This window comes from Actinosynnema sp. ALI-1.44 (assembly GCF_001984155.1).
Classification (GTDB): Bacteria; Actinomycetota; Actinomycetes; order Mycobacteriales; family Pseudonocardiaceae; genus Kibdelosporangium.
The window spans coordinates 35,081-60,078 of record NZ_MTQO01000025.1 but is presented as its reverse complement, the minus strand read 5'-3'; the positions used below and the strand labels follow the sequence as shown (position 1 = coordinate 60,078).

Annotated in this window: 26 protein-coding genes and 2 pseudogenes; 15 read left to right on the top strand and 13 right to left on the bottom strand. The window is 68.4% G+C overall.

What is annotated here, in order from left to right; genetic code table 11:
* Positions 1–24: 24 nt before the first annotated feature.
* Positions 25–639: an SAF domain-containing protein gene (locus ALI144C_RS02795; RefSeq protein ID WP_083752648.1), complete on the bottom strand. Its 615-nt coding sequence runs from the start codon at positions 637–639 to the stop codon at positions 25–27.
* 243 nt (positions 640–882) lie between these two features.
* On the opposite strand from ALI144C_RS02795, the gene ALI144C_RS02790 reads away from it, so the two are divergent.
* Positions 883–1,512: a TetR/AcrR family transcriptional regulator gene (locus ALI144C_RS02790; protein WP_076985395.1), complete on the top strand. Its 630-nt coding sequence runs from the start codon at positions 883–885 to the stop codon at positions 1,510–1,512.
* Here the strand turns inward: ALI144C_RS02790 and ALI144C_RS02785 are convergent.
* Entirely contained in the window at positions 1,490–2,521 is a 1,032-nt protein-coding gene (locus ALI144C_RS02785) for an NAD-dependent epimerase/dehydratase family protein (RefSeq protein ID WP_076985394.1), read from the bottom strand. The two genes, ALI144C_RS02790 and ALI144C_RS02785, sit on opposite strands and share 23 nt — an antisense overlap.
* A 94-nt stretch (positions 2,522–2,615) precedes the next feature.
* Here ALI144C_RS02785 and ALI144C_RS02780 point away from each other — a divergent pair, with 94 nt between their 5' ends.
* Together ALI144C_RS02780 and ALI144C_RS54040 are read left to right on the top strand one after the other, a co-directional pair.
* Entirely contained in the window at positions 2,616–3,116 is a 501-nt protein-coding gene (locus ALI144C_RS02780; protein WP_033383400.1) for a MogA/MoaB family molybdenum cofactor biosynthesis protein, read from the top strand.
* Positions 3,101–3,259: a fructose-1,6-bisphosphatase gene (locus tag ALI144C_RS54040; RefSeq protein WP_143230360.1), complete on the top strand. Its 159-nt coding sequence runs from the start codon at positions 3,101–3,103 to the stop codon at positions 3,257–3,259. Before ALI144C_RS02780 ends, ALI144C_RS54040 begins: the two co-directional genes overlap by 16 nt.
* On the opposite strand, the gene ALI144C_RS02775 is transcribed toward ALI144C_RS54040, so the two are convergent.
* The 3 genes from ALI144C_RS02775 to ALI144C_RS02765 are packed head-to-tail and all read right to left on the bottom strand — an operon-like array spanning position 3,256 to position 6,282.
* Positions 3,256–4,320, bottom strand: a complete 1,065-nt coding sequence (locus ALI144C_RS02775; RefSeq protein WP_441297524.1) for a sensor histidine kinase — start codon at positions 4,318–4,320, stop codon at positions 3,256–3,258. The genes ALI144C_RS54040 and ALI144C_RS02775 overlap by 4 nt on opposite strands.
* Positions 4,307–4,999, bottom strand: coding sequence for a response regulator transcription factor (locus ALI144C_RS02770; RefSeq protein WP_076985429.1), 693 nt, complete (start codon positions 4,997–4,999; stop codon positions 4,307–4,309). Before ALI144C_RS02770 ends, ALI144C_RS02775 begins: the two co-directional genes overlap by 14 nt.
* Before the next feature lie 5 nt (positions 5,000–5,004).
* Positions 5,005–6,282, bottom strand: coding sequence for a hypothetical protein (locus ALI144C_RS02765; protein ID WP_237773930.1), 1,278 nt, complete (start codon positions 6,280–6,282; stop codon positions 5,005–5,007).
* A gap of 144 nt (positions 6,283–6,426) precedes the next feature.
* On the opposite strand from ALI144C_RS02765, the gene ALI144C_RS02760 reads away from it, so the two are divergent.
* From ALI144C_RS02760 to ALI144C_RS02740, 6 genes and pseudogenes are all read left to right on the top strand, one after another.
* Entirely contained in the window at positions 6,427–7,077 is a 651-nt protein-coding gene (locus ALI144C_RS02760) for a glycosyltransferase family 2 protein (protein WP_076985393.1), read from the top strand.
* Positions 7,074–7,706 carry a TIGR04282 family arsenosugar biosynthesis glycosyltransferase gene (locus ALI144C_RS02755; protein WP_076985392.1) on the top strand — a complete coding sequence of 211 codons (633 nt, stop codon included), beginning with the start codon at positions 7,074–7,076 and terminating at the stop codon, positions 7,704–7,706. Before ALI144C_RS02760 ends, ALI144C_RS02755 begins: the two co-directional genes overlap by 4 nt.
* A 110-nt stretch (positions 7,707–7,816) precedes the next feature.
* Positions 7,817–7,900: pseudogene (locus ALI144C_RS58865) on the top strand (SAM-dependent methyltransferase); the annotation flags it as partial.
* A gap of 31 nt (positions 7,901–7,931) precedes the next feature.
* A complete protein-coding gene (locus ALI144C_RS58860; RefSeq protein WP_441297527.1) occupies positions 7,932–8,306 on the top strand; it encodes a hypothetical protein in 375 nt (124 codons plus the stop codon).
* Positions 8,303–8,809, top strand: a pseudogene (locus tag ALI144C_RS57185) (molybdopterin-dependent oxidoreductase); the annotation flags it as partial. The gene ALI144C_RS58860 and the pseudogene ALI144C_RS57185, both read left to right, overlap by 4 nt.
* 13 nt (positions 8,810–8,822) lie before the next feature.
* On the top strand, positions 8,823–9,215 hold the full coding sequence (locus ALI144C_RS02740) for a hypothetical protein (protein WP_076985391.1): 393 nt from the start codon (positions 8,823–8,825) through the stop codon (positions 9,213–9,215).
* A 261-nt stretch (positions 9,216–9,476) separates the two neighbouring features.
* Here the strand turns inward: ALI144C_RS02740 and ALI144C_RS02735 are convergent, their stop codons facing one another.
* The 3 genes from ALI144C_RS02735 to ALI144C_RS02725 form a co-directional block, all read right to left on the bottom strand.
* Entirely contained in the window at positions 9,477–10,820 is a 1,344-nt protein-coding gene (locus tag ALI144C_RS02735; RefSeq protein WP_076985390.1) for a S1C family serine protease, read from the bottom strand.
* Between the two features lie 67 nt (positions 10,821–10,887).
* Complete coding sequence (gene galT, locus ALI144C_RS02730) at positions 10,888–11,976, bottom strand: galactose-1-phosphate uridylyltransferase (protein ID WP_076985389.1); 1,089 nt, start codon at positions 11,974–11,976, stop codon at positions 10,888–10,890.
* Positions 11,973–12,785 (bottom strand): DeoR/GlpR family DNA-binding transcription regulator, encoded by an 813-nt coding sequence (locus ALI144C_RS02725; protein ID WP_143230359.1) that lies wholly within the window; start codon positions 12,783–12,785, stop codon positions 11,973–11,975. Before ALI144C_RS02725 ends, galT begins: the two co-directional genes overlap by 4 nt.
* Positions 12,786–13,041: 256 nt before the next feature.
* Here ALI144C_RS02725 and ALI144C_RS02720 point away from each other — a divergent pair, with 256 nt between their 5' ends.
* From ALI144C_RS02720 to ALI144C_RS02705, 4 genes are read left to right on the top strand one after another with little or no spacing between them, the layout of a single operon-like run.
* Positions 13,042–14,343 carry an ABC transporter substrate-binding protein gene (locus ALI144C_RS02720; protein ID WP_076985388.1) on the top strand — a complete coding sequence of 434 codons (1,302 nt, stop codon included), beginning with the start codon at positions 13,042–13,044 and terminating at the stop codon, positions 14,341–14,343.
* The gene (locus ALI144C_RS02715) at positions 14,343–15,296 is read left to right on the top strand and encodes a carbohydrate ABC transporter permease (RefSeq protein ID WP_076985425.1); all 954 of its coding nucleotides are present in this window, start codon (positions 14,343–14,345) and stop codon (positions 15,294–15,296) included. Before ALI144C_RS02720 ends, ALI144C_RS02715 begins: the two co-directional genes overlap by 1 nt.
* Positions 15,293–16,216, top strand: coding sequence for a carbohydrate ABC transporter permease (locus ALI144C_RS02710; protein WP_083752647.1), 924 nt, complete (start codon positions 15,293–15,295; stop codon positions 16,214–16,216). Before ALI144C_RS02715 ends, ALI144C_RS02710 begins: the two co-directional genes overlap by 4 nt.
* Positions 16,217–16,221: 5 nt before the next feature.
* Positions 16,222–17,544: a glycoside hydrolase family 36 protein gene (locus tag ALI144C_RS02705; RefSeq protein WP_202818834.1), complete on the top strand. Its 1,323-nt coding sequence runs from the start codon at positions 16,222–16,224 to the stop codon at positions 17,542–17,544.
* On the opposite strand, the gene ALI144C_RS02700 is transcribed toward ALI144C_RS02705, so the two are convergent.
* Positions 17,529–18,425, bottom strand: a complete 897-nt coding sequence (locus ALI144C_RS02700) for a hypothetical protein (RefSeq protein WP_143230358.1) — start codon at positions 18,423–18,425, stop codon at positions 17,529–17,531. The two genes, ALI144C_RS02705 and ALI144C_RS02700, sit on opposite strands and share 16 nt — an antisense overlap.
* A 130-nt stretch (positions 18,426–18,555) precedes the next feature.
* Positions 18,556–19,713 (bottom strand): M20 family metallopeptidase, encoded by a 1,158-nt coding sequence (locus ALI144C_RS02695; protein WP_076985386.1) that lies wholly within the window; start codon positions 19,711–19,713, stop codon positions 18,556–18,558.
* A 63-nt stretch (positions 19,714–19,776) separates the two neighbouring features.
* Between ALI144C_RS02695 and ALI144C_RS02690 the strand changes: the two genes are divergently transcribed.
* Positions 19,777–20,235 (top strand): Lrp/AsnC family transcriptional regulator, encoded by a 459-nt coding sequence (locus ALI144C_RS02690; protein WP_076985385.1) that lies wholly within the window; start codon positions 19,777–19,779, stop codon positions 20,233–20,235.
* Positions 20,236–20,401: 166 nt separating this feature from the next.
* A complete protein-coding gene (locus ALI144C_RS02685) occupies positions 20,402–21,166 on the top strand; it encodes a dioxygenase family protein (protein ID WP_076985384.1) in 765 nt (254 codons plus the stop codon).
* 64 nt (positions 21,167–21,230) lie between these two features.
* On the opposite strand, the gene ALI144C_RS02680 is transcribed toward ALI144C_RS02685, so the two are convergent.
* From ALI144C_RS02680 to ALI144C_RS02670, 3 genes are read right to left on the bottom strand one after another with little or no spacing between them, the layout of a single operon-like run.
* Entirely contained in the window at positions 21,231–22,844 is a 1,614-nt protein-coding gene (locus ALI144C_RS02680; protein ID WP_076985383.1) for a hypothetical protein, read from the bottom strand.
* A gap of 19 nt (positions 22,845–22,863) precedes the next feature.
* Entirely contained in the window at positions 22,864–24,270 is a 1,407-nt protein-coding gene (locus tag ALI144C_RS02675; RefSeq protein WP_441297526.1) for an ATP-binding protein, read from the bottom strand.
* Positions 24,270–24,968, bottom strand: coding sequence for a response regulator transcription factor (locus tag ALI144C_RS02670; RefSeq protein ID WP_076985381.1), 699 nt, complete (start codon positions 24,966–24,968; stop codon positions 24,270–24,272). The genes ALI144C_RS02675 and ALI144C_RS02670 overlap by 1 nt, the downstream gene beginning before the upstream one ends.
* Positions 24,969–24,998 lie beyond the last annotated feature (30 nt).

Sequence of the window (24,998 nt, the reverse complement as noted above, 5' to 3'; positions counted from 1 at the left end):
CTCCTCACTCAGCCGAACAAAGACTCACCGGAGAGTAACGGTCACCTCCCTCGCCAGTGAGGCGGCCGCCACGCGTGGCGCGACATCCCGAGGTAGAGCCACCACGACCAGCCGTCCCTGGTCACGCTGACGGCTCGTGGACTGCTCTGCCGAGCGCACCATCACCACAATCGCGCCCGAAGCGAGGACGGCCTGGTCCGGCGCGACGATGTCCACACGTGCCCCGGGCATCAGCAGTTCGGCCACGCCCTCGTCGGCGAGACGGACCGGGACCGCAGTCGTATCCGGTGATCCCGTGGTCAGCCTGGTGTTCGCCGGGCCGAGCAGACGGGCGGACGTGATCGGTTCGCCTGCCGACGCGGCACCGGTCAGCACCTGCCCGGCTGCGGCGGACACGTCCGCCAGTGCTGCCTTGGGCACCACGGCAGGTGGCGCTCTGACGAGCTTCAAGTCCGATGCGGACAGCGTGGTGCCGGGCGCGAGGTCGCGGGCGGCGACCAGCATTTCGGCCTCCGCGTCCCGGTCGGGGAGCATCGTCAGGACCAGGGCGAGGGTGAGCAGGGCTGCCGCGGCGATCCGGCGGATGGCGACCGTGCGGACCCAGCCGCTGGTTGTCAGTGCTTGGCGTAGTCGGTTCATGCTTCCACGCTTCCTGGTTTCTCTTGGGGGCGACAGGGGTGGGTTTCGGGGCTGTGGACAGGTGGGTGGTTGTGGACAAGTCCGGTGGTTTTCGGTTGGACCGCTTGACGAGGGGGCTCTTGAGCGTCCGCTCAAAGCGTGGTTATCCTTCGTTTGAGCGGACGCTCAAACGGGGGGCCCAGCCGGAAGAGGGGACCGGCTGGACCCCCGCCGGAGCGCCGGGAGGAAGCGAGAGAATGAGGCGTGGCTGACACCCGGCGCAAGCTGATCGACGGAGCTATCGAAACCGTGCGCACAGCGGGCATCAGCGGTGTCTCGGCCCGGTCGATCGCAGGTGCCGCAGGCGTCAACCAGGCGCTTGTCTTCTACCACTTCGGAACCGTGCACGACCTGCTCGGCACGGCCTGCCTGGCGCACGCCGAGGCGCTGGTCGCGCGGTTCCAGCCGGAACTGGACAAGGTCGGCACCCTCAAGCAGCTCCTCGCGGTCGGCCGCGACCTGCACGCGAAGCAGTCCGAAGCCGGCAACGTGACCGTCCTCGCGCAGATGCTGGCCGGTTCGCGCAACGACGAGTCCCTCGCCGAGGCGACCAGGGCGGCGTTGCGGCTGTGGATCGACGCGATCGAGCGTGTACTGGCCCGCGTACTGGCGGAGTCGCCCGCGAAGGGCCTGGTCGACACGAAGGGGCTCGCCAAGGCGATCTCGGCGGCGTTCATCGGTCTCGAGCTCTACGAAGGCGTCGACCCGCAGGGAGCGACGCAGGCGCTGGACACGCTCGACCAACTGGCCGCCCTCGTCGAAGTCGTCGACGACCTCGGCCCGATCGCGCGCCGCGCGTTCCGGGCGAAGGTCAAGCGCGTAGCGGATCGGTAGCGAACGCCCGCACACCTTCGGCGAACCCGACTTCGGCCGCATAACCGAGGACGGCGCGTGCCCGCGCCGGACATGCCACCACGTGCCGCACATCGCCGGACCGCGCGCCGCCGACGATCCGCGGCGAAGGTCCGCCGTACGCGGCAGCGAGTTCGTAGGCCAGTTCACCGACGGTGTGCGGGACGCCCGAGCACACGTTCACTGGCACGAAGCCGGAAACGGGAGCTTCCAACGCCAACACGTTGGCCATGGCGACGTCTCGGACATGCACGAAGTCTCGGCGTTGCTTGCCGTCTTCCAACACGGTTGGTGCTTCGCCACGCTGCAACGCCGAACGGAACAGAGACGCGACGCCCGCGTATGGCGTGTCACGAGGCATCCGTGGCCCGTACACGTTGTGATACCGCAACGCCCATACGCCTCCGTCAGCCTGACGAGCCCACGCGGAGGCGAGGTGTTCCTGGGCGACCTTGGTGGCCGCGTACGTGCTGCGCGGGTCCAGTGGCGCGTCCTCGTCGATCAACTCCGACAGCAGTGAATCGCCGCAAACAGGGCAAGTGGGTTCATAGCGACTGGCTTCCAGGTCGGTGACCAGGCGCGGACCTGGCCGCACGGCCCCGTGGAACGCGCACGTGTACCGCCCTTCGCCGTATACGACCATCGACGAGGCGAGCACGAGCTTGCGGACCCCGGCCGTATGCATGGCGGCCAGCAGGACGGCCGTTCCATGGTCGTTGTTGCGCGCGTACAGCGGCGCGTCCGACGGGTCAAGGCCGTGGCCGACGACAGCGGCCTGGTGGCACACCGCGTCCACACCGCGCAACAACCGTGTCACCAGCTCGAGGTCCTGCACGTCACCGCGCACGACGCCGGACGTCCACTCAGGAACAACCGAGTGTGCCTGTGGCAAGAAGTTGTCCAGGACCACCACCTCGTGCCCGCGCTCAGTCAGCGAATCGGCGATATGGGACCCGATGAACCCGGCGCCGCCGGTAAGCAATACGCGCATGCGAGCAACGCTATGGCCGTTATCACCCCGGCACCGCCCTCGCGGGCCAGACGTCATAGAACGGTCAGATCTGGAAACGGATATGTTTAGGCCCATGGAACGCAGCGCGCAGCGGCTGGGCAGGGCTCTCATCGTCGTCGTCGACGACCGGATCGCGCACGGTGAGAACGAGGACTCACCGGGTCCACTGGTGACCGAACTGCTGGAAGAGGCCGGTTTCATCGTCGACGGGACGGTCGCGGTCGCCGGTGAGGTCGTCGACATCCGCAACGCGTTGAACACCGCCGTGATCGGTGGCGTCGACCTCGTCGTCACGGTCGGCGGCACGGGCCTGCTGCCGCGTGACGTCACACCGGACGCCACGCAGGGCGTGTTGGACAAGCGAATCCCCGGGATCGCCGAGGCGCTGCGCTCGTCGGGCCTGGCCGCCGGTGCCGTGGACGCGGGCATCTCGCGTGGCCTCGTCGGCGTGTCGGGCAGCACCCTCGTGGTGAACCTGGCCGGTTCGCGGGCCGCGGTCCGCGACGGCATGGCGACGCTGTCCTCGCTGGTCCCCTACGTGATCGGGGAGCTGTCGGGATGGGACGGGAACTGACGCCGGAGGAACGGCGCCGCAGGATCGACGAGATCTTCGGCGACGTCATGCCGGAGACGACCAAGGACGAGCGCCAGGCGGAGCCCGACGACAAGCGGGACGACGACTGGTACCTCAGCAACAAGCCGCCGCACCACGGTTAGACCGCGAGTGGCAGCCGTACTTCGAAGCGACATCCGGGGCCGTGGTTGTGCGCGGTTATCCGGCCCCGATGCGCTTCCACCAGGCCTTTCGCGATCGCCAGCCCCAGTCCGGCGCCGACCGGCTCGTCACCACGCGGCGCGGGCGTGCGCGCCGCGCTGCCGCGGAAGGCCACGTCGAACACCCGCTCGAGCTCCTGCTCGGGAATCCCGCCGCACGAGTCGTCCACGGCGAGCACCGCGCTCGTGCCGTCCACGCCGAGTTGGACGGCGACCGTCCCGTCCGGCGGGGTGTGCCTGATCGCGTTCGACACCAGGTTGCGCACGATCCGGGCCAGCTCGGGGTCGCTGCCGAGCACCACCGGCCATTCACGCGCGTCGGCGACCAGCCGGACCCGTTTGCGGTCGGCGACCGGCCGTTGACCGGCGAGCGCGTCGCTGACCACGTCCTGCAACGCCACCTCGGACAGCGTCAGTTCCAGAGCGCCCGCGGTGATCCTGGACAGCTCGAACAGGTCGTCCACCATGCCGGACAGCCTGCGTGTCTCGCCGCCGATCCGGTTGGCGTACCCGGCGACCTCACGCGGCTCGGCCACCACGCCGTCGGCCAGCGCCTCGGCCATCGCCCGGATCCCGGCGAGCGGCGTCCGCAGGTCATGGCTGATCCACGCCACCAGCTCACGCCGGGACGCCTCGGCCGCACGCTCCCGCTCGCGTGCCTCCCGCTCCCACACGCTACGGGCCGCGATCATCCGCCCGAGCAGGATCGCCGCGGGCAGCGTGACGACCACTACCAGCAGGCACACCAGCAGCATCGTGGTGAGGGTCGTGTTGAACATGAACCCGCTGACCCCCAGCACACCGACCACGACAGCGGCCACCGGGATGAGCACGAGCACAGTCAGGTTCGTCGCGAGGCGCCCCTTGCGCAGCAGGTACAACGCGAGGACACCGATCATCGTGACGGGCACGGTGAACGCGAGCGCGACAGGCAGGATGTGCAGCGCGTGCTCGACCATCGCGCTGAACGGCTCGGACGAGTCGATCACGTCAGGCGCGGTCATAGCGGTATCCCACTCCCCACACGGTCGCGAGCCGGACCGGTTTCGCCGGGTTCGCCTCGATCTTCTCCCGCAACCGTCGCACATGGACGGTCACAGTGGACTGGTCGCCGAAGTCCCACCCCCACACCTTGGCCAGCAGTTCGACCCGGGAGAACGCCGTGCCCGCGTTGGTGAGCAGGAACACCAGCAGGTCGAACTCCCTCGTGGTCAACGACAGCTCGGTGCCGCGCAGCAGGGCCTTGCGCGCGCCCACCTCCAGCGTCAGGTCCCCGTCCGACACGACCTGGTTCGCAGGCAGGGTGGGCACGGCTCGGGCACGCCGCAGCACCGAGCCGACCCGCAGCGCCAATTCCCTGGGGCTGAACGGTTTCGTGACGTAGTCGTCCGCGCCGAGCTGCAGCCCCGCGATCCGGTTCTCCTCCTCGCCCAGCGCGGTCAGCATCACCACCGGCACCGCGCTGCGCTGCCGGATCCGGCGACACACTTCGAGGCCGTCGATGCCCGGCAGCATCAGGTCGAGCACGATCAGGTCCGGCTCGGACCGCGCGACCAGTTCCAGCGCCTGTTCGCCGTCCCCGGCGAGGGTCACCTCGTGCCCGGCCAGCTCCAGGTACCGCCGGACGACGTCGCGGACCGTCTCGTCGTCGTCGACCACCAGCACGTGGCCCTGTTCGCTCATCGTCCTCACCAGTTCGTCAGCAGCAAGTGATTCACCATAAGGGCCGTCGCCGCCTGCGCGACCAGCCACCGCCGCGGGTGTGGCAGGAACCCGGCCGCGGGCACCAGCCAGACGGCGAACGGCAGCCAGATCCGTTCGACCTCCGATTTGGACAGCCCGGAGACGTCCGCCAGCACGAGCACCGCGATCGCGGCCGCGACCAACGGCAACCGCCAGGCACGCGGCAGCCCCGCAGCCACCGCGGGCCCGATGACCAGCGTGAGGCTCGCCAGGTTCGCCCACACCCAGTACCAGTACGGCCGGTCGTTCGCGATGCCCTGGTAGTACCGCTCGACGACCAGGTGATAGCCGTCGAACCACCAGAACCCCGCCCACGCGAAGACCGCCACGACAGCGCAGGCCGCGAGCACCCCGAGCCCGAGAGTCCGCCAGCTCCGGGTCGAGACGCACACCACCAACGCCACCACGGCGATTAAAGCAAGCCCGTACGACAAAAACGCGCCGAAGCCCAACAGCACCCCGCCGACCAGGGCGGACACCTCGGTCCGCAGTGCGAGCAGCGCTATCCCGCACGCCGTGACCCCGGCGAAAAGCGCGTCCGCCGAGACACCCAGCCACACCGCGCCCGGGAACAGCACGATGAACGGAAGCGTGGCCCGTGCCAGTTCGGGTTTTCCGAGCGCGGCAACGGCAACCGGCACGGCGACCGCCGTGAGCGCGCCGACGAGGACGCACAGGATCGCGGCCCAGCCGCCACCGGACAGGCCGAGCCGGTCCAGCCAGACGAACACGAGAGTGACACCGGGCGGGTGACCCGCGACGTGCGTGATCAGCGAATCCGGCTGGAAATCCAGTATCCGCCCGGTGAACGTCCGCAGGAAGTCTCCGGTGTCGCTGATCCCGGGCACCGCGCTCAGGTACTCGTCCTGGCTGGTGAGCTGCCCGGCGACGCCGCGTTGCCAGCCGTCGATCAACGCCAACGACAGAATCCAACCGACGCTGGTCGCGTAGCCCAGCGACAGGGCTGTGCGCCAGCGCAGCCCTGTCGCCAGACCAGGACCCCATGCCACGACCGCGATCGCGACCATGATCGACAGGGGCGTGCCGATGCCGACGTGGGGCATCCACTCACCGAGGACGGGCCACTCGCCGAAGGTGTCCGGCGCTCCGGGGAAGTGTTCGCTTCCGGACAACCGGATGCCGAAACCGAAACCGACAGCGATGGCGGTGAGCAACAGGGCGAGCGCGACCACATCGCCGCGAATTCTGACAGCGCGGGACACAGGCCGAACCGTAGTGGGAGCCGAACCGGCCTGCCACACGGATCCGCGTGCCGTCACAACTCCGTAAGATGTCCGCAGGCGTCACAATTCGGTAAGCGCCACAACGGGTTCATCACCATCCATCATAGACTTTACTTCCGAGTCATGGACGTGATCGATGTCGTGCTGCCGTGCCTCGACGAGGCAGCGGCGCTCCCCGAGGTCCTTGGCGCGATGCCCGATGGGTACCGGGCGATCGTCGTGGACAACGGGTCGGCCGACGGCTCACCGGAAATCGCCGCGGCACTGGGCGCCAAGGTGGTCCACGAGCCGCGCAAGGGATACGGCGCCGCTGTCCACACAGGACTGGAGTGCGCCACGTCGGAGTTGGTGTGCTTCATGGACGCGGACGCCTCGCTCGATCCACGCGACCTGCCGCGCCTGGTGGACAGCGTCCGCACCGGCGCCGATCTCGCGGTCGCCCGGCGGGTTCCGGTGAGCCGCGAAGTCTGGCCGTGGCACGCCAAAGCGGGCAACACCCTGCTCTCGGCGCTGCTGAGGAGCCGTGGCCTGCCGGTCAGGGACATCGCGCCGATGCGCGCGGCCGATCGTGCCAGCCTGCTCGCCCTCGGCGTCGAGGACCGCGCCTTCGGCTATCCGCTGGAACTGTTGGTACGAGCCAACAGGAGCGGATGGCGCGTAGTGGAGCACGACGTGGCGTACAGAGCGCGCGCCGCCGGGACGAAGTCCAAGGTGTCCGGCTCGGTCAAGGGAACCCTGCGCGCTGTTCGTGACATGGCGGGAGTGCTGCGATGACGTGCCTGCTCGTGATCGCCAAGGCTCCGGTGTCTGGCTTGGCCAAGACCAGGCTCTGCCCACCCGCCACTCCCGACGAGGCCGCCGACATCGCAGCGGCGGCGTTGCTCGACACCCTGGACGCCGTCCTTGCTGTGCCTGACGTGACACCGGTCGTGGCGTTCACCGGCGACCTCCGGCGCGCGGCCAGACGACAGGAGCTGACCGACGCTCTTGCCCGTACGACAGTGATCCCGCAACGCGGCAACACTTTCGCCGATCGTCTGGCCAACGCGCACGCTGACGTCGCCGCGCTCGGGCCGGTGCTGCAGATCGGAATGGACACGCCCCAGGTGACGCCGACGCTGCTGACAGGCGCGATCGAACGTCTTGAGGAGTTGGACGGCGTGCTCGGGCACGCGTCCGACGGTGGCTGGTGGGCGCTCGGGTTGCGAGATCCCCATGAGGCAGCGGCGTTGCGAGACGTCCCGATGTCCCAGCCAGACACCGGAAGGCGTACTTGGCTTGCGCTGAGCCACCTTCGGATCGGCCATCTGCCTGTGCTGTCGGACGTGGACACGATGGCGGACGCGACCAGGGTGGCCGGCCAGACGAGTGGCCGGTTCGCCGCGGCGGTGGCAGCGCGGTGAGCGATTTCGACGTGGCGTTGAAGGGCACCGAGTGCTGGCTGGAGCTGCCCAACGGCGACCGAGTGACGTTGCCGGTGCAGCGATGGCGTGCCACGCAACCGAGCGACGAGATGCTGCTCGCCCACTGCGCGGGCCCCACGCTGGACGTCGGCTGCGGCCCAGGCCGCCTGACCAGCGCATTGACCGCCCGGGGGCTACCAGTGCTCGGCGTCGACGTCTCCCCCCGTGGCTGTCGCGCTGACCCTCGCGCGCGGCGCGGTCGCGTTGCGGAGGAACGTTTTCGACGCGCTGCCCGGCGAAGGGCGCTGGCACAGCGTGCTGCTGGCGGACGGGAACATCGGGATCGGCGGCGACCCGGTCGCGCTGCTGCGCCGGGTCCGACGGCTGGTCTCCGGCTCGGGCAAGGTCCTGGCTGAACTGGAACCGCCGGGTACCGGCCTGCGGCACGAACCCGTCCGCGTGAACGGCTCGGGTACGTGGTTCCCGTGGGCGTGGGTCGGCGCGGACGCGGTGGCGTCGACCGCGGCCAAGGCCGGGTTCGCGACGAGGTGGATCGCCGAGGGCGGCGACCGCTGGTTCACGGAACTGGTGCCGCGATGAGGTTCCGCAGCGCGGCACACCACGAGAAAGCCACGTCCCGGATCGGCCTGTGGTTGGGGATCGCGTTCCTGACCTGCTTCGTCACCGGGCTGATCAGCCATGCGATCCAGCACCCGCCGCCGTGGTTCTTCTGGCCGTCGCGCCCGGTGAACCTGTACCGGATCACGCAGGGCGTGCACGTGATCTCGGGTGTCGCGGCGATTCCGTTGCTGCTGGCCAAACTGTGGTCGGTGTACCCGAAGCTGTTCGAGCGCCCCTTGGTGAAGTCGTTGCCGCACGCGCTGGAACGGGGTTCCGTCCTGGTGCTGTCCGGCGCGGCGTTCTTCGAGCTGGTGACCGGGATCCTCAACGTCGGCCAGAACTACCTGTGGAGCTTCTACTTCCCCGACGCGCACTACGCGGTCGCCTGGGTCGCCGTGGGGTCGATCCTGGTGCACATCGCGGTGAAGCTGCCAGTCATCCGCCGTGCCCTGCACCGTGATCCGCTGCCTGATCCGTCACGCGGCTGGAGGTGCTGTGAAGACACGGCTTCTGCTCGGCGCGGCCGGATTGGCACTGATGGCCTGGGGCGCGTCGCCGGCTTTGCGGGTCCCGCGGATCGTCGAGTTCGGCGCGTGGTTCCTGGCCGGGCCGATCCTGCACGACCTGTTGCTCGCCCCGGTCGTGGGGCTGCTCGGTCTGGCGGTGAAAGGGCCGGTCAAGACAGGTGCGGTGGTCTCCGGGATCCTGGTGCTGATCGCGATTCCCCTGCTGTGGCAACCTCGAGTACCCGTCAATCCGGGCTTGCACGACCGGGACTACTGGCTCGGCCTCGCGATCAGCTTGGGCGTGGTGTGGGCCGCGGTGCTGACGAGCATGGCCTGGAAGCACCGCGCGGCGGAAATGCCTGAGCCGCACGGCGACGGATGAGGGGGTACCCGTCTCGTGCGGCTCAAGCATCTGTCCGGCTCTGGGGCAGAGAGCCGGGAACCGATCTCCCCGAGAAATCGGTGGTTTCCGGCCTACCCGACTGGCCGGAAGTTGATGGGGTCACGACCGGGAGGTTCCCTGCCGTACGCCGGTCGTGACCACCGGTGTCTCCTCGCGGGGCCCTGGCTTGCCCTGCATCAAGCCGGGCTCCAGCGGAGGAGAGCTGGTCTCGGCCGCCTGCAACGGCCGAGCGTTCTTCTGTCAGTTCGTTGGGACTGGCTGACCGCCGAGTGTCACGGTCACCGTCCGGGTTCCGTTGCCGATGGTCAGCGTGACCTTGTCGCCAGGTGCCTTCGAGCGGACCGCTGCCACCAGGGCGTCCGACGTGTCGATCCGCCGGTCGTCGAGCTTGGTGACCACGTCGCCCGCCGCGACTCCCGCCGCCTGGGCCGCGCCACCGGGCGAGACCTCGCTGACCTTCGCCCCGCCGTTCTGGTCGGTCTGCACCTTCACGCCGAGCACGGTCTGGGTCGCCTTGCCGGACTTCACGATCTCGTCCGCCGTCCGGCGGGCCTGGTCGATCGGGATCGCGAACCCGATCCCCACCGATCCGCCCTGCTGGCGGCCCGAGCTGCCGGGGCTGTAGATCGCCGAGTTGATGCCGACGACCTGGCCGGCCATGTTCACCAGCGGCCCGCCCGAGTTGCCCGGGTTGATCGCGGCGTCGGTCTGGATCGCGTCCATCACCGTCGCCTCCGAGCCGTTGTCGCCGCCCGCCCTCGTCGGCCGGTGCAGCGAGCTGACGATCCCGGACGTGACCGTGCCGGACAGCTCGAACGGCGAGCCGATCGCCACCACGGCCTGCCCGACCTTCAGGTTCTCCGAGCTGCCGAGGGTGACCGGTGTCTTGCCGGACACGCCCTTGGACTGGACGACCGCCAGGTCGGAGGACGGGTCACGGCCGATCACCGTGGCGTCCGCTATCTGGCCGTCCTGGTACACGACCTTGAGCGAACCACCGCTGACCGCTTGTTCGATCACGTGGTTGTTCGTGACGACCAGGCCATCCTGGCGGATCACGAAGCCCGACCCCTCGCCGCTCTGCGTACGCAGCTGGACCACGCTGGGAAGCAGCTTGTTCGCGACGGCCTCGATCGTGCCGTCCGGCGCGTTGGCCGTGGCCTGCGCGGTGGGCTTCGGCGCGTCCAGGGAGGAGGGCGCGGTCGACGCGTTGTGGTCCGCGACGAGGTAACCGCCGAAGGCTCCCGCGCCACCACCCACGAGCAGTGCGAGCACAGCGACCCCGGCCACCAGGCCACCCGCACGTCGTGGCGGGTGCGGCGGCGTGGGATACGTCTGCGTTGTCGTCGGCGGGACGTACACGCCTGGCTGGCCCTGACCGGACACCGCGGACCCGAACAGCACCTGCGACTGTTCCTGCCCCGGCAACTGAGCCGTCTGGTGGGCGGCCCACTGCCCGGAGCCAGCCTCCGGCTGGGCCTGCTCCGGCTGAGCCGGCTGCTGCTGGGCATGGTCCTGGGGCCGCCAGTAGGCGTCCTGGGGATCCTGCCGCGGCTCCTGCGGGCCGGGGGTGTTCTCGGTCATGCACCCAGCTTGCCGTCCACTCCTGAGAACCGCCTGAGACGAACCTTGGACTTGTCCGCACTTTCTCTCAAGAGGCGCTTCTGAGCCGTTCGGCCACCGCTTCCGGGGTCGCGTCGTTGATCCACACGGCCATCCCGGACTCGGACCCGGCGAGGTACTTCAGCTTGTCCTTGGTCCGCAGCACCGAGAACACCTCGAGGTGCAGCCAGGCCAGGTCACGGCCTTCCCGCACCGGCGCCTGGTGCCACGCCGATATGTAGGGCAACGGGCGCTCGTACAGCGAGTCCAGGTGCTTGAGCACACGGGCGTACAGGCTGGCGAAGTCGTCTCGCTCGGCACCGGTCAACGCGGGCAGGTCGGGGACCTGCCGGTGCGGTACGACGTGCACCTCGACCGGCCAGCGCGCGGCAGCGGGCACGAACGCCGTCCAGTGCTCGGACGACTCGATCACCCTCGTCCCGGCCGCGCGTTCGGCGGCGAGCACGTCGGCCATCACCGGGCGGCCGTGTTTGTCCAGGTAGGACGACGCGACCTCGAGCATCCGCTCGGTGCGCGGGGTGATGAAGGGGTAGCCGTAGATCTGGCCGTGCGGGTGGCTCAGCGTCACCCCGATCTCCTCGCCGCGGTTCTCGAACGGGAAGACCTGGGCCACGTACGGCAGCGCCGACATCGCCTCGGTCCGGTCCGCCCACACGTCGACGACCGTACGGATCCGCGGCACGCTGAGCTCGCCGAACGAGCTGTTGTGGTCGGAGGTGAAGCAGACCACCTCGCAGCGGCCGTTGCCCGGCGCGCGCGGCACCAGGTCCGCCCCTTCCACAGTGGACGGCTCGGAACCGTTGGCCATGTGCGAGAACGACGGAAAGCGGTTCTCGAAGACCACGACGTCGTAGCTGGACTCGGGGATCTCGGTCGGCCTGCCCGGCGCGCTCGGGCACAGCGGGCACGTCTCGACCGGCGGCTTGTACGTCCGGGTCTGGCGGTGCGCGGCCATCGCCACCCACTCGTCGGTCAGCGGGTCGCGGCGGATCTCCGATGCCGGGTGGAACGGGGGCAGGTCTCTGGTGTCGGTCGCGGTGCGGTCCGGCGCGTCCGGTGTGTCGTCGAAATACACGATCTCCCGGCCGTCGGCCAGCCGGGTCGCGGTGCGCCTCACGCGGTTTCCCCTCCGGTGTCGGACATCCCGTCCTCGTCGACTTCGGCGATCATCAGCTCGCCGACGCGCTCGGCCAGGAACTCCCTGCCTTCCTGGCTCAACCCGTCGTCGGTGACCAGCACATCGGCGTCCTCGAGGTCGGCGATGGTGGAGATCCCGACGGTCCCCCATTTGGTGTGGTCGGCGAGCACGACCAGCCGTCCGCCGGCTTCGACGAGCGCGCGGTTGGTCTCGCTCTCGTTGAGGTTCGGCGTCGTGAGACCAGGTCCCGCCGCCATCCCGTGCACACCGAGGAACACCATGTCCAAATGCAACGACCTCAGCGTGTGCACCGCAACCGGACCGACCAACGCGTCCGACGGTGTGCGCACGCCCCCGGTCAGCACGACTGTCCTGTCCGAACGCCCGGTGCGTTGCAGGACGTCGGCGACGCGGATGGAGTTGGTGACCACGGTCAGGTCGGGCACGTCGTCGAGGTACCTGGCGAGCGTCCACGTGGTGGTGCCCGCCGAAAGGCCGATCGCGGTGCCCGGTTTGGCCAGGGTCGCGGCCAGCGCGGAGATGGCTTCCTTCTGCGGCAGCTGCCGGACCGACTTGGCCTCGAAGCCGGGCTCGTCGGTGCTGCGGCCGACGACCGCGGTCGCGCCGCCGTACACCTTCTCCACCAGGCCGCGACGGGACAGCACCTCGAGGTCCCGACGCACGGTCATGTCCGACACGCCCAGCCGGTCGACCAGGTCGCTGACGCGGACCGCCCCTGTCTTCTTGACCTCTTCGAGGATCATCGCCTGCCGCTGCCGCGCGAGCACCGCACACCCCTTCCAGCCCCATGCCGGTCACCGAGAGCATAGGCGACAACACAACATACTCAAACATCCGACCCGACCGAAGATGTTGGATCTTCGGTCGGGCAAGGTGGCGCCCGATCACCGGTACAGAAACGATTCTACCTGCACAATGCCGGTCCAACGGGGTTAACAGGTCCGTAACGGGGCTTGACAGGACGTCGGACCAATACAAGATTGTGAGCACTCTTGTTTGAGTCCGTGGGTTTGGAGCGACAGTATGAACCGCATCGATGCGACGATCGGACGCAGAACGGCCATCAAGGGTCTGTTCGCCACCATGGGTCTCGCGGCCGTCCCCGGCCTTGGCGCCTGCGGTGACTCCGGGTCCTCCGGCGGCGGTGGCGGCACGGGCACCGTCAGCCTCGGCTCGAACTACTCCGACGCGGTGCCCAAGAGTGCGCTCGAGGAGGTGCTCAAGGCCTTCACCCAGGCGCAGGGCATCAAGGTGAACACCAACACCAAGGACCACGAGGCGTTCCAGCAGCAGATCAACTCGTACCTGCAGTCCGGCGCGGACGACGTGTGGTCGTGGTTCGCGGGCTTCCGGCTGCGGTTCTTCGCGCAGAAGCAGCTCGTCGGCGACATCTCCGAGCTGTGGAAGACCCTGGAGGGCAACTACACGCCCGCGCAGAAGGAAGCTTCGACCGGCAACGACGGCAAGCAGTACTTCGTGCCGTTCTACTCCTACCCGTGGGCCGTGTTCTACCGGCCGAGCGTCTTCCAGCAGAAGGGCTACGCGGTCCCCAAGACGTTCGACGAGCTGATCGCGCTCGCCACGAAGATGAAGGGCGACAACATCGCCCCGATGGCCGCCGGGCAGAAGAACGGCTGGCCGCAGCTGGGCACGTTCGACCAGATCAACTTCCGGACCAACGGCTACCAGTTCCACGTCGACCTGATGGCGGGCAAGGAGGACTGGGCGGGCCAGAAGGTGCGCGACACCTTCGACAACTGGAAGCGGCTGATGGAGTTCTACCAGCCCAACTCGCTCGGCCGGGACTGGCAGGAGGCCGCGCAGTCGGTGCTCAAGGGCGAGGCCGGGATGATGGTGGTCGGCTCGCAGCAGATCGGCCAGCAGTTCAGCGCGGGCGGCAAGCTCGACGACCTCGACTTCTTCGCCTTCCCCGAGATCAACCCGGCGCACGGCCAGGACACCATCGAGGCCCCGATCGACGGCTTCTGCCAGGCGGTCAAGCCGCGCAGCAAGGCGGACGCGGACAAGCTGCTGACCTACTTCTCGACCGCGCAGGCCCAGCAGACGTACCTGAAGTCGGACCCGACGAGCATCGCGGCCAGCAGCAAGGCGGACTCGGCCGCGTACAACAAGCTCCAGCAGAAGTGCGTGAAGTTCGTCAACGAGGCCAAGCACATCACGCAGTTCCTCGACCGCGACACCGACCCCGGCTTCGCCAGCGAGGTCGCGATCAACAGCGTGAACGACTTCATCAAGAACCCGGGCGACGTCGACGGCCTGGTCAAGAAGATCGCCTCGCAGGCCAAGCAGTACTTCCAGAAGTGATGACTGTTCTCGAGAACACGCCACGCGTCGACCCGACGCCGCCTCGCAGAAAGGGGCGGCGCCGGGCCACGGCGCTGTCCGGGGCCGATCGGATCGTGCTGCTGCTCATGGTCGGCATCCCCACGCTGGTGCACGTGGCGCTGGTGTGGGTGCCGACGTTGTCCTCCGTGCTGCTGTCGTTCACCTCGTGGGACGGCATCGGCGACCTCGACCAGATCGAGTTCGTCGGCACGCGCAACTACGTCGACATCTTCACCGCGTACCCGCGGTTCTGGCCCGCGGTGCAGCACAACCTGGTCTGGCTGGCGTTCCTGATCGTGCTGCCGACCAGCTTCGGCCTGCTGCTGGCCGTGCTGCTGGACCGCAAGCTCAGGTTCACCAGGATCTACCAGTCGATCCTGTACCTGCCGGTGGTGCTGGCGCTGGCGATGGTCGGCTTCATCTGGCAGCTGATGTACGAGCCGAACCTCGGCCTGGTCAACAACCTGCTGGGGATCTCCCAGTCCAACCCGGTCGACTGGCTCGGTGACTCGGACATCAACATCTACGCGGTGCTGATCGCCGCGGGCTGGAAGCACACCGGGTACGTGATGCTGCTGTACTTGGCCGGGTTGAAGTCGTTCGACCCGTCGCTGAAGGAAGCCGCGGCGCTCGACGGCGCCACCGGCTGGCAGACCTTCTGGCAGGTCACTTTCCCCGTACTCAAGCCGATCAACGTGATCGTGCTGGTGATCACCGTGATCGAGGGCCTGCGGGCGTTCGACATCGTGTACGCGATCAACCGCGGCCGAAACGGGCTGGAACTGGTCTCCGTGCTGATCACCGACAACATCATCGGTGAGTCCAGCCGGATCGGCTGGGGCTCGGCGCTCGCGGTGATCCTGCTGGTGATCTCGCTCGGCTTCATCATCACGTATCTGGTGCAGGTCTTCCGTCGGGAGGAACGCTCGTGACCACGACGCTGGACCGGCCACCCGTGAGGAAGACGAGCGGTGGGGAGCGGGACAAGAAGAACGCGCGGCTGCGGGCCAGCCGGATCGCGCTGCACACGTTCCTGATCGTGGTGTGCCTGGTGTGGCTGGCGCCGCTGCTGTGGACGGTGTTCGCGTCGCTGCGCACGTACGAGGACACCGCGGCCAACGGCTACTTCTCGCTGCCGAGCGAGCTGACGCTGAGCAACTTCGGCAAGGCGTGGCAGACCGCGGACCTGCCGAACTACTTCTGGAACACGCTGCTGATCACCATCCCGGCGCTGCTGATCACCCTGCTGTTCAGCTCGTTCGTGGCGTTCGGCGTGACCAGGTTCACCTTCAAGTTCAACCTGGCGCTGCTGATGCTGTTCACCGCGGGCAACCTGTTGCCGCAGCAGGTGATCATCACGCCGCTGTACCGGTTGTTCCGGTTGATCCCGGTGCCGGAGTGGCTCAACTACAAGGAAACCCTGCTGGACACCCAGCTCGGGCTGATCCTGATCCACATCGCGTTCCAGGTCGGGTTCTGCACGTTCGTGCTGAGCAACTACATGAAGACGATCCCGACCGAGCTGACCGAGGCCGCGCGGGTGGACGGCGCGGGCGTGTTCCGGCAGTACTGGCAGGTCATCCTGCCGCTGTGCCGCCCGGCGCTCGGCGCGCTGGCGACGCTGGAGTTCACCTGGATCTACAACGACTTCTTCTGGGCGATCGTGCTGATCCAGACCGGGGACAAGATGCCGATCACGTCGGCGCTGTCCAACCTCAGAGGCCAGTTCTTCACCGACTACAACCTGCTCGCCGCGGGGTCGCTGCTGGTCGCGCTGCCGTGCCTGGTGGTGTTCTTCGCGCTGCAGCGGCAGTTCGTCGGCGGTTTGACCCTCGGATCGACGAAAGGCTGATACCTGTGCGACCGGTGGCCGAGATCCCCATCGACCCCACTCGTGCCGTCGTCCACGAACAGGGCTGGCAGTCCTGGTCGCCGTCCACGTCGTACCGGCCCGGCACACCGCCGCACCGGCCGTCGGGGGACAACCGGCGGATCGGCGCGTGGCGCGCGGAATCCCTGCCCGCGCCGGACGTCTACCGCGGCGAGGGACTCGTCGCCGTGGACCCGGGCGACGGCCCGGTGCACGTGATCGCGTCGGCCGATCCGGTGAACTCGGTCCCGGCCATCGACGTGTCGATCGTGGACGGTCGAGCTGTCGTGACCGCGGCGGAGGACGTCGTCGTCCAGACGCACGACGGGTCCGTCCAGGAGGCGCTGGCCCGCTGGGCGGACTCGGTCGTGGCCTCGCTCGGGCTGCCCGCGCCCCGGCAGGCGCCGACGATCTGGTGCTCCTGGTACCAGTACTTCACCAAGGTCACCGAGGCCAATGTGGACACGAACCTGGCCGTGATGGATCGGCTGCCGGTCGACGTCGTCCAGGTCGACGACGGCTACCAGGCGGAACTCGGTGACTGGCTGGTGCCGCACGGCGACTTCGCCGACGTGCCGGGACTGTTCAGGCGGATCACGGATTCAGGCCGCCGCGCGGGTATCTGGACGGCGCCGTTCCTCGTCGGCGCACGGTCTCGCGTCGCGGACGAACACCCGGACTGGCTGGTACGCGACCACGACGACTCACCGGTGAACGCGGGCCACAACTGGGACCAGGACCTGTACGCGCTGGACAGCACGCACCCGGGAGCGGCGGAGTACCTGAGCACGGTGTTCCGGACGTTCCGCGAGTGGGGCATCGACTTCCACAAGATCGACTTCACCTACGCGGGAGCGTTGCCCGGCAGGCGTTACGCCGACGTGCCGCCCATCCAGGCGTACCGGGACGCGGTGCGGCTGATCAGGGACGCCATCGGGCCCGACGCGTACCTGCTGGGCTGCGGCGCGCCGCAACTGCCGTCGATCGGCCTGGTGGACGCGATGCGCGTCAGCCCGGACATCGCACCGACGTACATGCCCGTCGACGGTGACATCTCCATGCCTGGCCAGTGGGGTGCGGTGCTCAACGGCGAGTCGCGGGCGTTCCAGCACGGGCGGTTCTGGGTCAACGACCCGGACTGCCTCGTTGCCAGGCCGGGGATCGAGCGCCGCGAGGAGTGGGCTGAGCACGTGTCGCGGTTCGGCGGGCTGCGTGGTTCGTCGGACGCCATCGACCAGCTCGACGACTGGGGCCTGGAAACGACACGGCGGTTGCTGAGCGAACCCGTGCCGCGCTACTTCGTCCCCTGATCGACCACAGTGGACATGGCAGCGGCGATCGACGAGAGGTTGGCGCGGGCCACCCCGGCCGACGGCGTCTGGCTCGACATGAGCCCGACGACGAAATGGCCAACGACCCCGGCACTATGCAGGTAAAGCTTGTTGCCGTAGTACATCCAGCCCTGTTTGGCGTACGCGTCGAGCGGGCCGCCCAGCAGACCGAAGTACTGGGTGAACCCGTCGGCCGCGACAGGCGGCGCGGCCGACAACGCGGACACGATGATGTCCCGGTCATCGGGACTCATCTCGGTCAGGATGTGGTGGTACAACCGGGTATAGCCCGCAGGCGAGACCTTCACCTCGCCCCACTGGCTGGGGTCGTCGGACGCCTCGGTGGCGACCATTCCGAGCGTGGCGGCTACGCGGGACATCGCTTCGGGCCCGTCGAACCTGACCCATAAGGAGTTCATCGCGTCGTCGTCGCTCGGCCCGAGCGCGCGATCGATCAGCGTGCGCACGGTCGGCGTGAGCTCGACGTCCCGGTCGAGCATGTCCACGACGAGCATGAGCTTGCTCAACGACGCCGAATAGAACTGTTCGACGCCCGCGACCGCCAACTGGCCGGTCCGCAGGTCCAGCACCGAGATGCCGTAGGTGACCCCCTTGGGCACGGCCGCGCGGGCCGCGTCAACCATCACAGCGGCGTAATTGGTCGCCGGTGGTGGTTGCGTGAGCGGTTCCTCGGATGGTTCCACTGGTTCGGGGGAGGGCGCGACCGGCACCGGTGGTGCCACTGCCACGGCGGTTGCGGGGTCGGACGGGGCGGCCGACTTCGCCGGGGTTGGCGCTACGAGCACGATCGCGGCCACCAGGTAGCCACCGAGGACGGCTCTTCGACCCAAGGGGGACACAGGAGCGAACCTAGGGATCCCGGCTGGGATTTGGATGAGAACAACCTGTCGATTCAGTCTCGGGCCTTGCGCGAGGCGATCGGTCCACGCGCCGCGTTCGTCCGTATCCAGCACGCTACCGATGAACGGGTCACCCCAGCATCAGGTCGGCGTATCGCGCGTACACGGCAGCACACCGGCGCATGGCGGCCTCGTCGACGTACTCGTCGGGGCCGTGGGAGACGTCCAGCAGCCCAGCGCCGTACCCGAACGCCGGTATGCCGACCTGGTCGTACCACCGGGTCTCCAGGATCCCCTCGCACAGTTCGAAAGCAGCGGGAGCACCTTCGACATCCCCGACCGCTTCGGCCAACGCGACGGCCGCGGGGTGGGTGGGGTCAGTGTGGGCCGGAGGTTGTTGCTGTGTCACCTCGATCGAGACGTCCGCACCGATCTCGTCGGCGGCTTGGCCGATGATTCCGGTCAGCCGCTCGAGTTCCCGGTCGAGATCCACCCGCGGGTGGTAACGGCCGTCGATGGTGAAGTACGCGTCGCCGGGCACGACGTTGAAGTTCGAACCACCGCCGAACAGGCCACCGGGCACGACCATGGACTGTTCCACGGCCATCTCACGGGCGTATGCCTCCACAGGCCGGGCGATGTGCAGCATGTGATGGAACGCGTTGACGCCACGGTCCGCTTGTCCCACATGGGCTTCCTTGCCCCGTACGGCGACCTTCAACGACAACGCACCACGCGCGGCGTTCCAGATGCGGCCGCCGCTGGGTTCCGCTGTGACCATCGCGAGGGCGCGGGGGTCGATCATGCCGCTCCGCCGGAGATGTCCAGCGCCTGTGACGCTGCCGGTCTCCTCGTCGCAGACCAGGTGGATCACGATCCGCCCGTCCGCCAACGATTCCCGCACAGCGGCGGCACCGTACAGCATGCTGACGATGCCGCCTTTCATGTCCGCGCTCCCCCGGCCGATGATCCTGCCGTCGCTACGCCGCGCGGTGAACTGCGCACGGCGCTGCGCGGGCACCACGTCGAAATGCCCGTGGAAGTACAGGATTCTCTCGCCGCTGCCGACTGTGCCACGCACGATGCTCGGCTCATCGAGGTCCCGCTCGGCGTCGAGCGGGATGATCTCCGGAGCGAGGCCGAGCCCGTCCATGGCCTCGCTCAACAGCCGAGCGCACCGGCCAAGCGCTCGTCCCGGCGGGTTCTCGGAATCGACAGCGATCAGCCGGACGAGCAGATCGGCCATCTCGTCAGCCCGGTGTTCCAGCCACGCGTCCACTTCAGTCATGCAAGCAATGCTAGGACGCCGCGAGCCGCACCCGATGTCGAATTATTGTGCTAGCGTCCCCGGGTGGGCAATAAATATGTACTCGATGCCATTGATCGTGAAATATTGTTCCACCTCGAACGTGACGGCCGGTTGAGCAACGTCGAACTGGCCGAACGGGTCGGCCTCACCCCGCCGCCCTGCCTGCGCCGCGTCAAGCGGCTGGAGGAGCAGGGCGTGATCACGGGCTACCGGGCGCGGATCAACCCGGCGGCCACCGGCAGGCCGCTGGAGGTGATCGTCTCGATCGAGGTGGCCATCAGCGACAAGAAGACGCTGGCCGACCTCGAAACCACCATCGCGGGCTACGAAGAGGTGATCGAGTTCCGCAGGCTCTTCGGCACACCCGACTACCACATGCGCGTGCTCGTCGCCGACCACGAGGCCTATGAGCACTTCCAGACCGAGAAGATCATCGGCATCCCCGGCGTCGCGCGGGTGATCTCCCACCTGACCATGAAGAAGATCAAGGTCAGCGACTGAAACACCCGAGCTATCAGTTCGGCGAATAGCGTTTCGCAATGACTGCACCCGGGTGAATCCGCCTCGACAGCGAGCGACGGATCTTGGACAGTCCGTGGTGCGTGGTTCCCCTGCACCCGAGCCCCGCTCACCGCGCATTCCCACCACATGCGCGAAAGGAAACTCCATGCACGACGACGACGAGCCGGTAGGCAGGATCATCGGCCGACGGGAGGCGCTGATCCTGCTCGGCGCCGCAGGTGCGACGCTCACGGTCGCGGGATCTCCCGTGGCGAGCGCCACCGACACCTCCGGCGGCCCCGAGGTCTGCGCACTGGACTGCGTGGTCAAGCCGGAGCAGATGGAAGGTCCTTACTTCGTCGACAGGAGGCTCAACAGGTCCGACATCCGGACCGACCCGTCCACTGGTCGGCCTTCGGAGGGCACAGCCCTGACGCTCAACTTCACCGTCCAGTCGGTCCGCCCTGGGCAGTGCACGCCGCTGCCCAACGCCATGGTGGACATCTGGCAGTGCGACGCGTTCGGGCTCTACTCGGACATCCCTTCACAGGGAAGTTCCGGTCGCCGTTTCCTGCGCGGCTACCAGAACACCAACACAGAGGGGAAGGCTCAGTTCATCACCATCCTGCCCGGTTGGTACACCGGCAGGACCCTGCACATCCACATCAAGATCCGGACGACCGGGGCCAACGGCCGTCCGTACGAGTTCACTTCCCAGCTGTACTTCACAACCCAGTTCGGCGCGGCCTACCTGCGGACCCAGCCGTACGCACGCAAGGGCCCCGCGGACACCACCAACAACAGGGACTCCATCTACCTGCGCGGTGGTGCCCAGATGGTGCTGAACCCGGTGGCCAGCGGGAGCGGCTACAGCGCGGACTTCGCGATCGGTCTCGACCTGACCAACACGCAGGTCGGCCAGCCGGACTGACAACTGAACACCAGCACTGGCGATCGGCACCGCTGTCCCGCGGCGGCGCCGATCACCAGTGCGTTCAGCTGTTCGTGTGGAACGTCGTCGCCTTGTGCGCCACCTTGCGGGCGTACTTGGCGACCTTCTTGTCCGGGTGGTGCGTGCCGACCAGGTGCAGCACCTCGACCACCTCCGGGTGCGGCAGCCGCCACATCGCGTCGAGCAGCTCCTCCTCGCGACCGGCGGGCAGCAACTGCGCCAACAGGTGCGTCTCGTCGAGCACGCCCTGCTCGGCGGCCTCCACGAACAACGACAGCGAGTCGATCGTGATCCAGCCGAGCTCGGCGACCTCGAGGTCCGCCTCGGCCAGCACGTACTTCGCATACGGCCGCAGCACTTCGTCGTCCAGCGCCTCCCGCCAGACCTGCTTGACGTCGTCGCCCAGCTCGGTCACGGCGTTGGTCGCCCACACCCGCACCCGCCCGGAACCGGTTGCCGCGACGGCAAGCAGCTCACGCGCGGCAGGCACGACTTCGCGGACCGCCAGCCACGCGGACACCTCCGACCGCATCTCCGCGTTCTGCAACACCACCGCCAGCGACGCCAGGTCCTCGGCGGTCATCTCCTCGACCGGGGGCAGCAGCGGGACGTCGACTCCGTTCGCGATCATCTGCTCCCGCACGGCGTTCAGCGCCAACGGCGTGTAACGGACGTTCTCACCGACCACCTCGACCGCGCCCAGCCCGGTCAGGACACGCACCAGCAGGTCCGCTGGGTCGCCATGCGCGTCGACGTAACCGTGCCACTCCGGCTCGGTCAGCTCGTGGATCACGTCGCTGATCTCCTCGCGCGGCACACCGATGTCCCGCGCCAGGAACAGCATGATCAGCAGATTCGGTGCGACGTCACTGAAATCGATCTCGTACCCGTACACGTCCGCGGCGCGGTCGAGCACGAACCCGAGCATCGAGACGAACCCGCTCTGCCAGATCTCGTCGACCTCGTCGCCGTCCGGCCACTGCTCGAACCGCACACCGCGGGCGAACGACCCGGACTCGATCGACGCGAACCCGGTGAACTCCGCCAAGTCCTGCAGCACCACGAGATCGAGCCGGTCGTCGATGCCGAGCACGGCCGCCGCGTCGGCAGCGGCCTGCTCGGTGAGCAGTTCGGCCTCCGGGTCGATCGGTTTGCCGTCCCCGCTCCACTCGGCCAGTTCGTACGCCTTGGCGAGCAGCTCGCTGCGCCGCGCGGCGGCCAGCAGCTCGTCCTCGCCGGGCAACCGGACACCGGGCAGCTGGTCGGCGGGCAGGCCGAGTTCCTCCAGCAGGTCGACGAGGCCGTTGGTCGCCGGCAGGTTCTCCCGGACAACCTCGAAGAACTCCGGCACGGCGTCCGCGAACTCGGTCTGCATCTCGTCGTAGGACTCGGTGGTCTCGTCGAGGAAGTCGACCAGATCGCGGACCGTCTCGACGATGTGCACGGCGTCGGCCTCGCTCGGGATGAGCACCCGGCTCGGGTAGACCTCCAGCAGCAGCTCGTCGATGTCGCCCTCGGTGAACGCACCGGGCTGCTCGTGCCCGAGGTGGTCGCGGGCGAGCTCCAGCACCAGTCTCAGCTCGTCGCGGTCGACCGGCCGTCCCGCCGCCCACTGCTGGATCTCGTCGAGTTTGCTTTCGATCGCGTCAACCGCCATGCCGGGCAACGATAGTCCGTCACCCCGGCATACCCGGCAGCCGCAAGCTGAACAGCGCGCCACCCTCCGGCGACCGGCCCGCGAGCACCTCGCCGCCGTGCCGCAACGCCGCCTGCTGCACGATCGCGAGGCCAAGCCCGGAACCGGGCAGCGTTCGGGCTTCCTGCGAACGGTAGAACCGGTCGAACACGCGCGGCAGGTCCTCGTCGGCGATCCCGATGCCCTGGTCGGCCACTTCGAGCACGGCGAACCCGTCGCCCGCGGACCCCAGCCGCACCCGGACCGTCCCGTCCGGTGGGCTGAACTTCACCGCGTTGTCCAGCAGGTTCAGCACCGCGCGCTCCAACGTGCCCGCGTCGCCGATCAGCCGCCACGGCGTCAGCGACACGTCGAACTCGATGTCGCCGGCGCGGCGGCGGGCCCGGTCGAGCGCCTGCTCGACGACCTCGACCAGCTCGACCGGCTCCCACGCCGCCTGCGTGCCCTCCTCGCGTGCCAGCTCGACCAGGTCGCCGATCAGCGTGGTCAGCTCGTCCAGCTGACCGCGCAGGTCGTCCTGGATCTCCGCCTTGTCCTCATCGGACAGTTTCGGGGCGCCGGGCGCCTCGGAGGCCATCAGCAGTTCCAGGTTGGTGCGCAACGAAGTCAGCGGCGTCCGCAGCTCGTGACCGGCATCGGCGACCAGGCTGCGCTGCCGGTCGCGGGCGTCGGACACCGCGCCGAGCATCGTGTTGAAGCTGTGCGACAACCGCGCCAGCTCGTCGTCACCGCTCACCTGGATCGGCCGCAGGTCACCGGTTCTGGCCACGCGCTCGGTCGCCCGCGTCAGCCGCTCCACCGGTCGCAGACCGGTGCGCGCGACCGCGGTCCCGGCCAGCGCGGCGACCACGACACCGGCGCCGCTGATCAGCACCAGCACCAGCGCCAGGTCATTGAGCAGTTGCTTGGTCGGGCCGAGGCGCTGCGCCACGACCAGTGCGCCGGGCTCGTCCTGCACCTTGATCCGCAGCGAGTAGATCCGGTAGTCGGTCTTCTGGTCCGTGTGGAACCCGTCGAGGCGCACCCCCTCGGCGACCTCGCGTTCCTCGTCACCGATGGGGAACCTCGCCATCCCCGCCTGCGGGATCAGTTGGGTGCCGTCCTCGTCGATGATCGTGAACTTCACGTCGCTCAACGCCAGCGCCAGGTCGCTGATCGTGGTCTGGTTGTTGTTGCGCACGTCAAGGCCGGGGCGTCCGTTCAACGCGTTGCTGGCGCGGGCCTTCAAGTTGTCGTCCACCTGGGCGTACAGGTTCTGCTGGACAGTCAGATACGCCCCGAGCGAGACGAGCGCCACCGCACCGGCCACGCAGATCGCGGCCAGGAGGGTGACTCGACTTCTCAGCGATACGCGTTGCCTGCGCCCATGGTCGTGCGGCGCGAAGATCACGGCGGGGTCTCCCGCAGCACATAGCCGACGCCCCGCACGGTGTGGATCAGCCTCGGTTCACCGGCGGCCTCGGTCTTGCGCCGCAGGTAACCGATGTAGACCTCCAGCGCGTTGCCGGACGTCGGGAAGTCGTATCCCCAGACCTCCTCGAGGATGCGGCTGCGGGTGAGCACCTGCTTCGGGTGCGTCAGCAGCAGTTCGAGCAGGGAGAACTCGGTGCGGGTCAGGCTCATCGACCGCTCGCCGCGGCGGACCTCCCTGGTGCCGGGGTCCAGTTCCAGATCGGCGAACTTCAGCGACGGCTCCTGCTTCTCGGCCGCGACCGCGTCGGCCGCGGTGCGCCGCAGCAGGGCACGCAGCCGGGCCAGCAGTTCCTCCAGTGCGAAGGGCTTCGGCAGGTAGTCGTCCGCCCCCGCGTCGAGACCGGCTACCCGGTCGGAGACCAAATCCCGTGCGGTCAGCACGAGAATCGGCAGGTCATCACCGGTGCTGCGGAGCTGGCGGCACACCTCGAGCCCGTCCAGCCTCGGCATCATCACGTCGAGCACCATCGCGTCCGGCCGGCCACCGCTCTTGATCGTGTCCAGGGCCTGCTGGCCGTCGCTCGCCGTTTCCACCTGGTATCCGTTGAACTGCAGCGACCGCCGAAGGGACTCACGAACAGCCCTGTCGTCGTCCACCACGAGTATGCGCATGCGGTCAGTGTGTCTGGTCGGACTGAGATA

Coding starts and splice junctions, on each gene's coding strand:
- ALI144C_RS02795 (WP_083752648.1), bottom strand. CDS start 639: ATGAACCGACTACGCCAAGCACTGACAACCAGCGGCTGGGTCCGCACG.
- ALI144C_RS02785 (WP_076985394.1), bottom strand. CDS start 2,521: ATGCGCGTATTGCTTACCGGCGGCGCCGGGTTCATCGGGTCCCATATC.
- ALI144C_RS02780 (WP_033383400.1), top strand. CDS start 2,616: ATGGAACGCAGCGCGCAGCGGCTGGGCAGGGCTCTCATCGTCGTCGTC.
- ALI144C_RS54040 (WP_143230360.1), top strand. CDS start 3,101: ATGGGACGGGAACTGACGCCGGAGGAACGGCGCCGCAGGATCGACGAG.
- ALI144C_RS02775 (WP_441297524.1), bottom strand. CDS start 4,320: ATGACCGCGCCTGACGTGATCGACTCGTCCGAGCCGTTCAGCGCGATG.
- ALI144C_RS02770 (WP_076985429.1), bottom strand. CDS start 4,999: ATGAGCGAACAGGGCCACGTGCTGGTGGTCGACGACGACGAGACGGTC.
- ALI144C_RS02760 (WP_076985393.1), top strand. CDS start 6,427: ATGGACGTGATCGATGTCGTGCTGCCGTGCCTCGACGAGGCAGCGGCG.
- ALI144C_RS02755 (WP_076985392.1), top strand. CDS start 7,074: ATGACGTGCCTGCTCGTGATCGCCAAGGCTCCGGTGTCTGGCTTGGCC.
- ALI144C_RS02735 (WP_076985390.1), bottom strand. CDS start 10,820: ATGACCGAGAACACCCCCGGCCCGCAGGAGCCGCGGCAGGATCCCCAG.
- ALI144C_RS02720 (WP_076985388.1), top strand. CDS start 13,042: ATGAACCGCATCGATGCGACGATCGGACGCAGAACGGCCATCAAGGGT.
- ALI144C_RS02715 (WP_076985425.1), top strand. CDS start 14,343: ATGACTGTTCTCGAGAACACGCCACGCGTCGACCCGACGCCGCCTCGC.
- ALI144C_RS02695 (WP_076985386.1), bottom strand. CDS start 19,713: ATGACTGAAGTGGACGCGTGGCTGGAACACCGGGCTGACGAGATGGCC.
- ALI144C_RS02685 (WP_076985384.1), top strand. CDS start 20,402: ATGCACGACGACGACGAGCCGGTAGGCAGGATCATCGGCCGACGGGAG.
- ALI144C_RS02680 (WP_076985383.1), bottom strand. CDS start 22,844: ATGGCGGTTGACGCGATCGAAAGCAAACTCGACGAGATCCAGCAGTGG.
- ALI144C_RS02670 (WP_076985381.1), bottom strand. CDS start 24,968: ATGCGCATACTCGTGGTGGACGACGACAGGGCTGTTCGTGAGTCCCTT.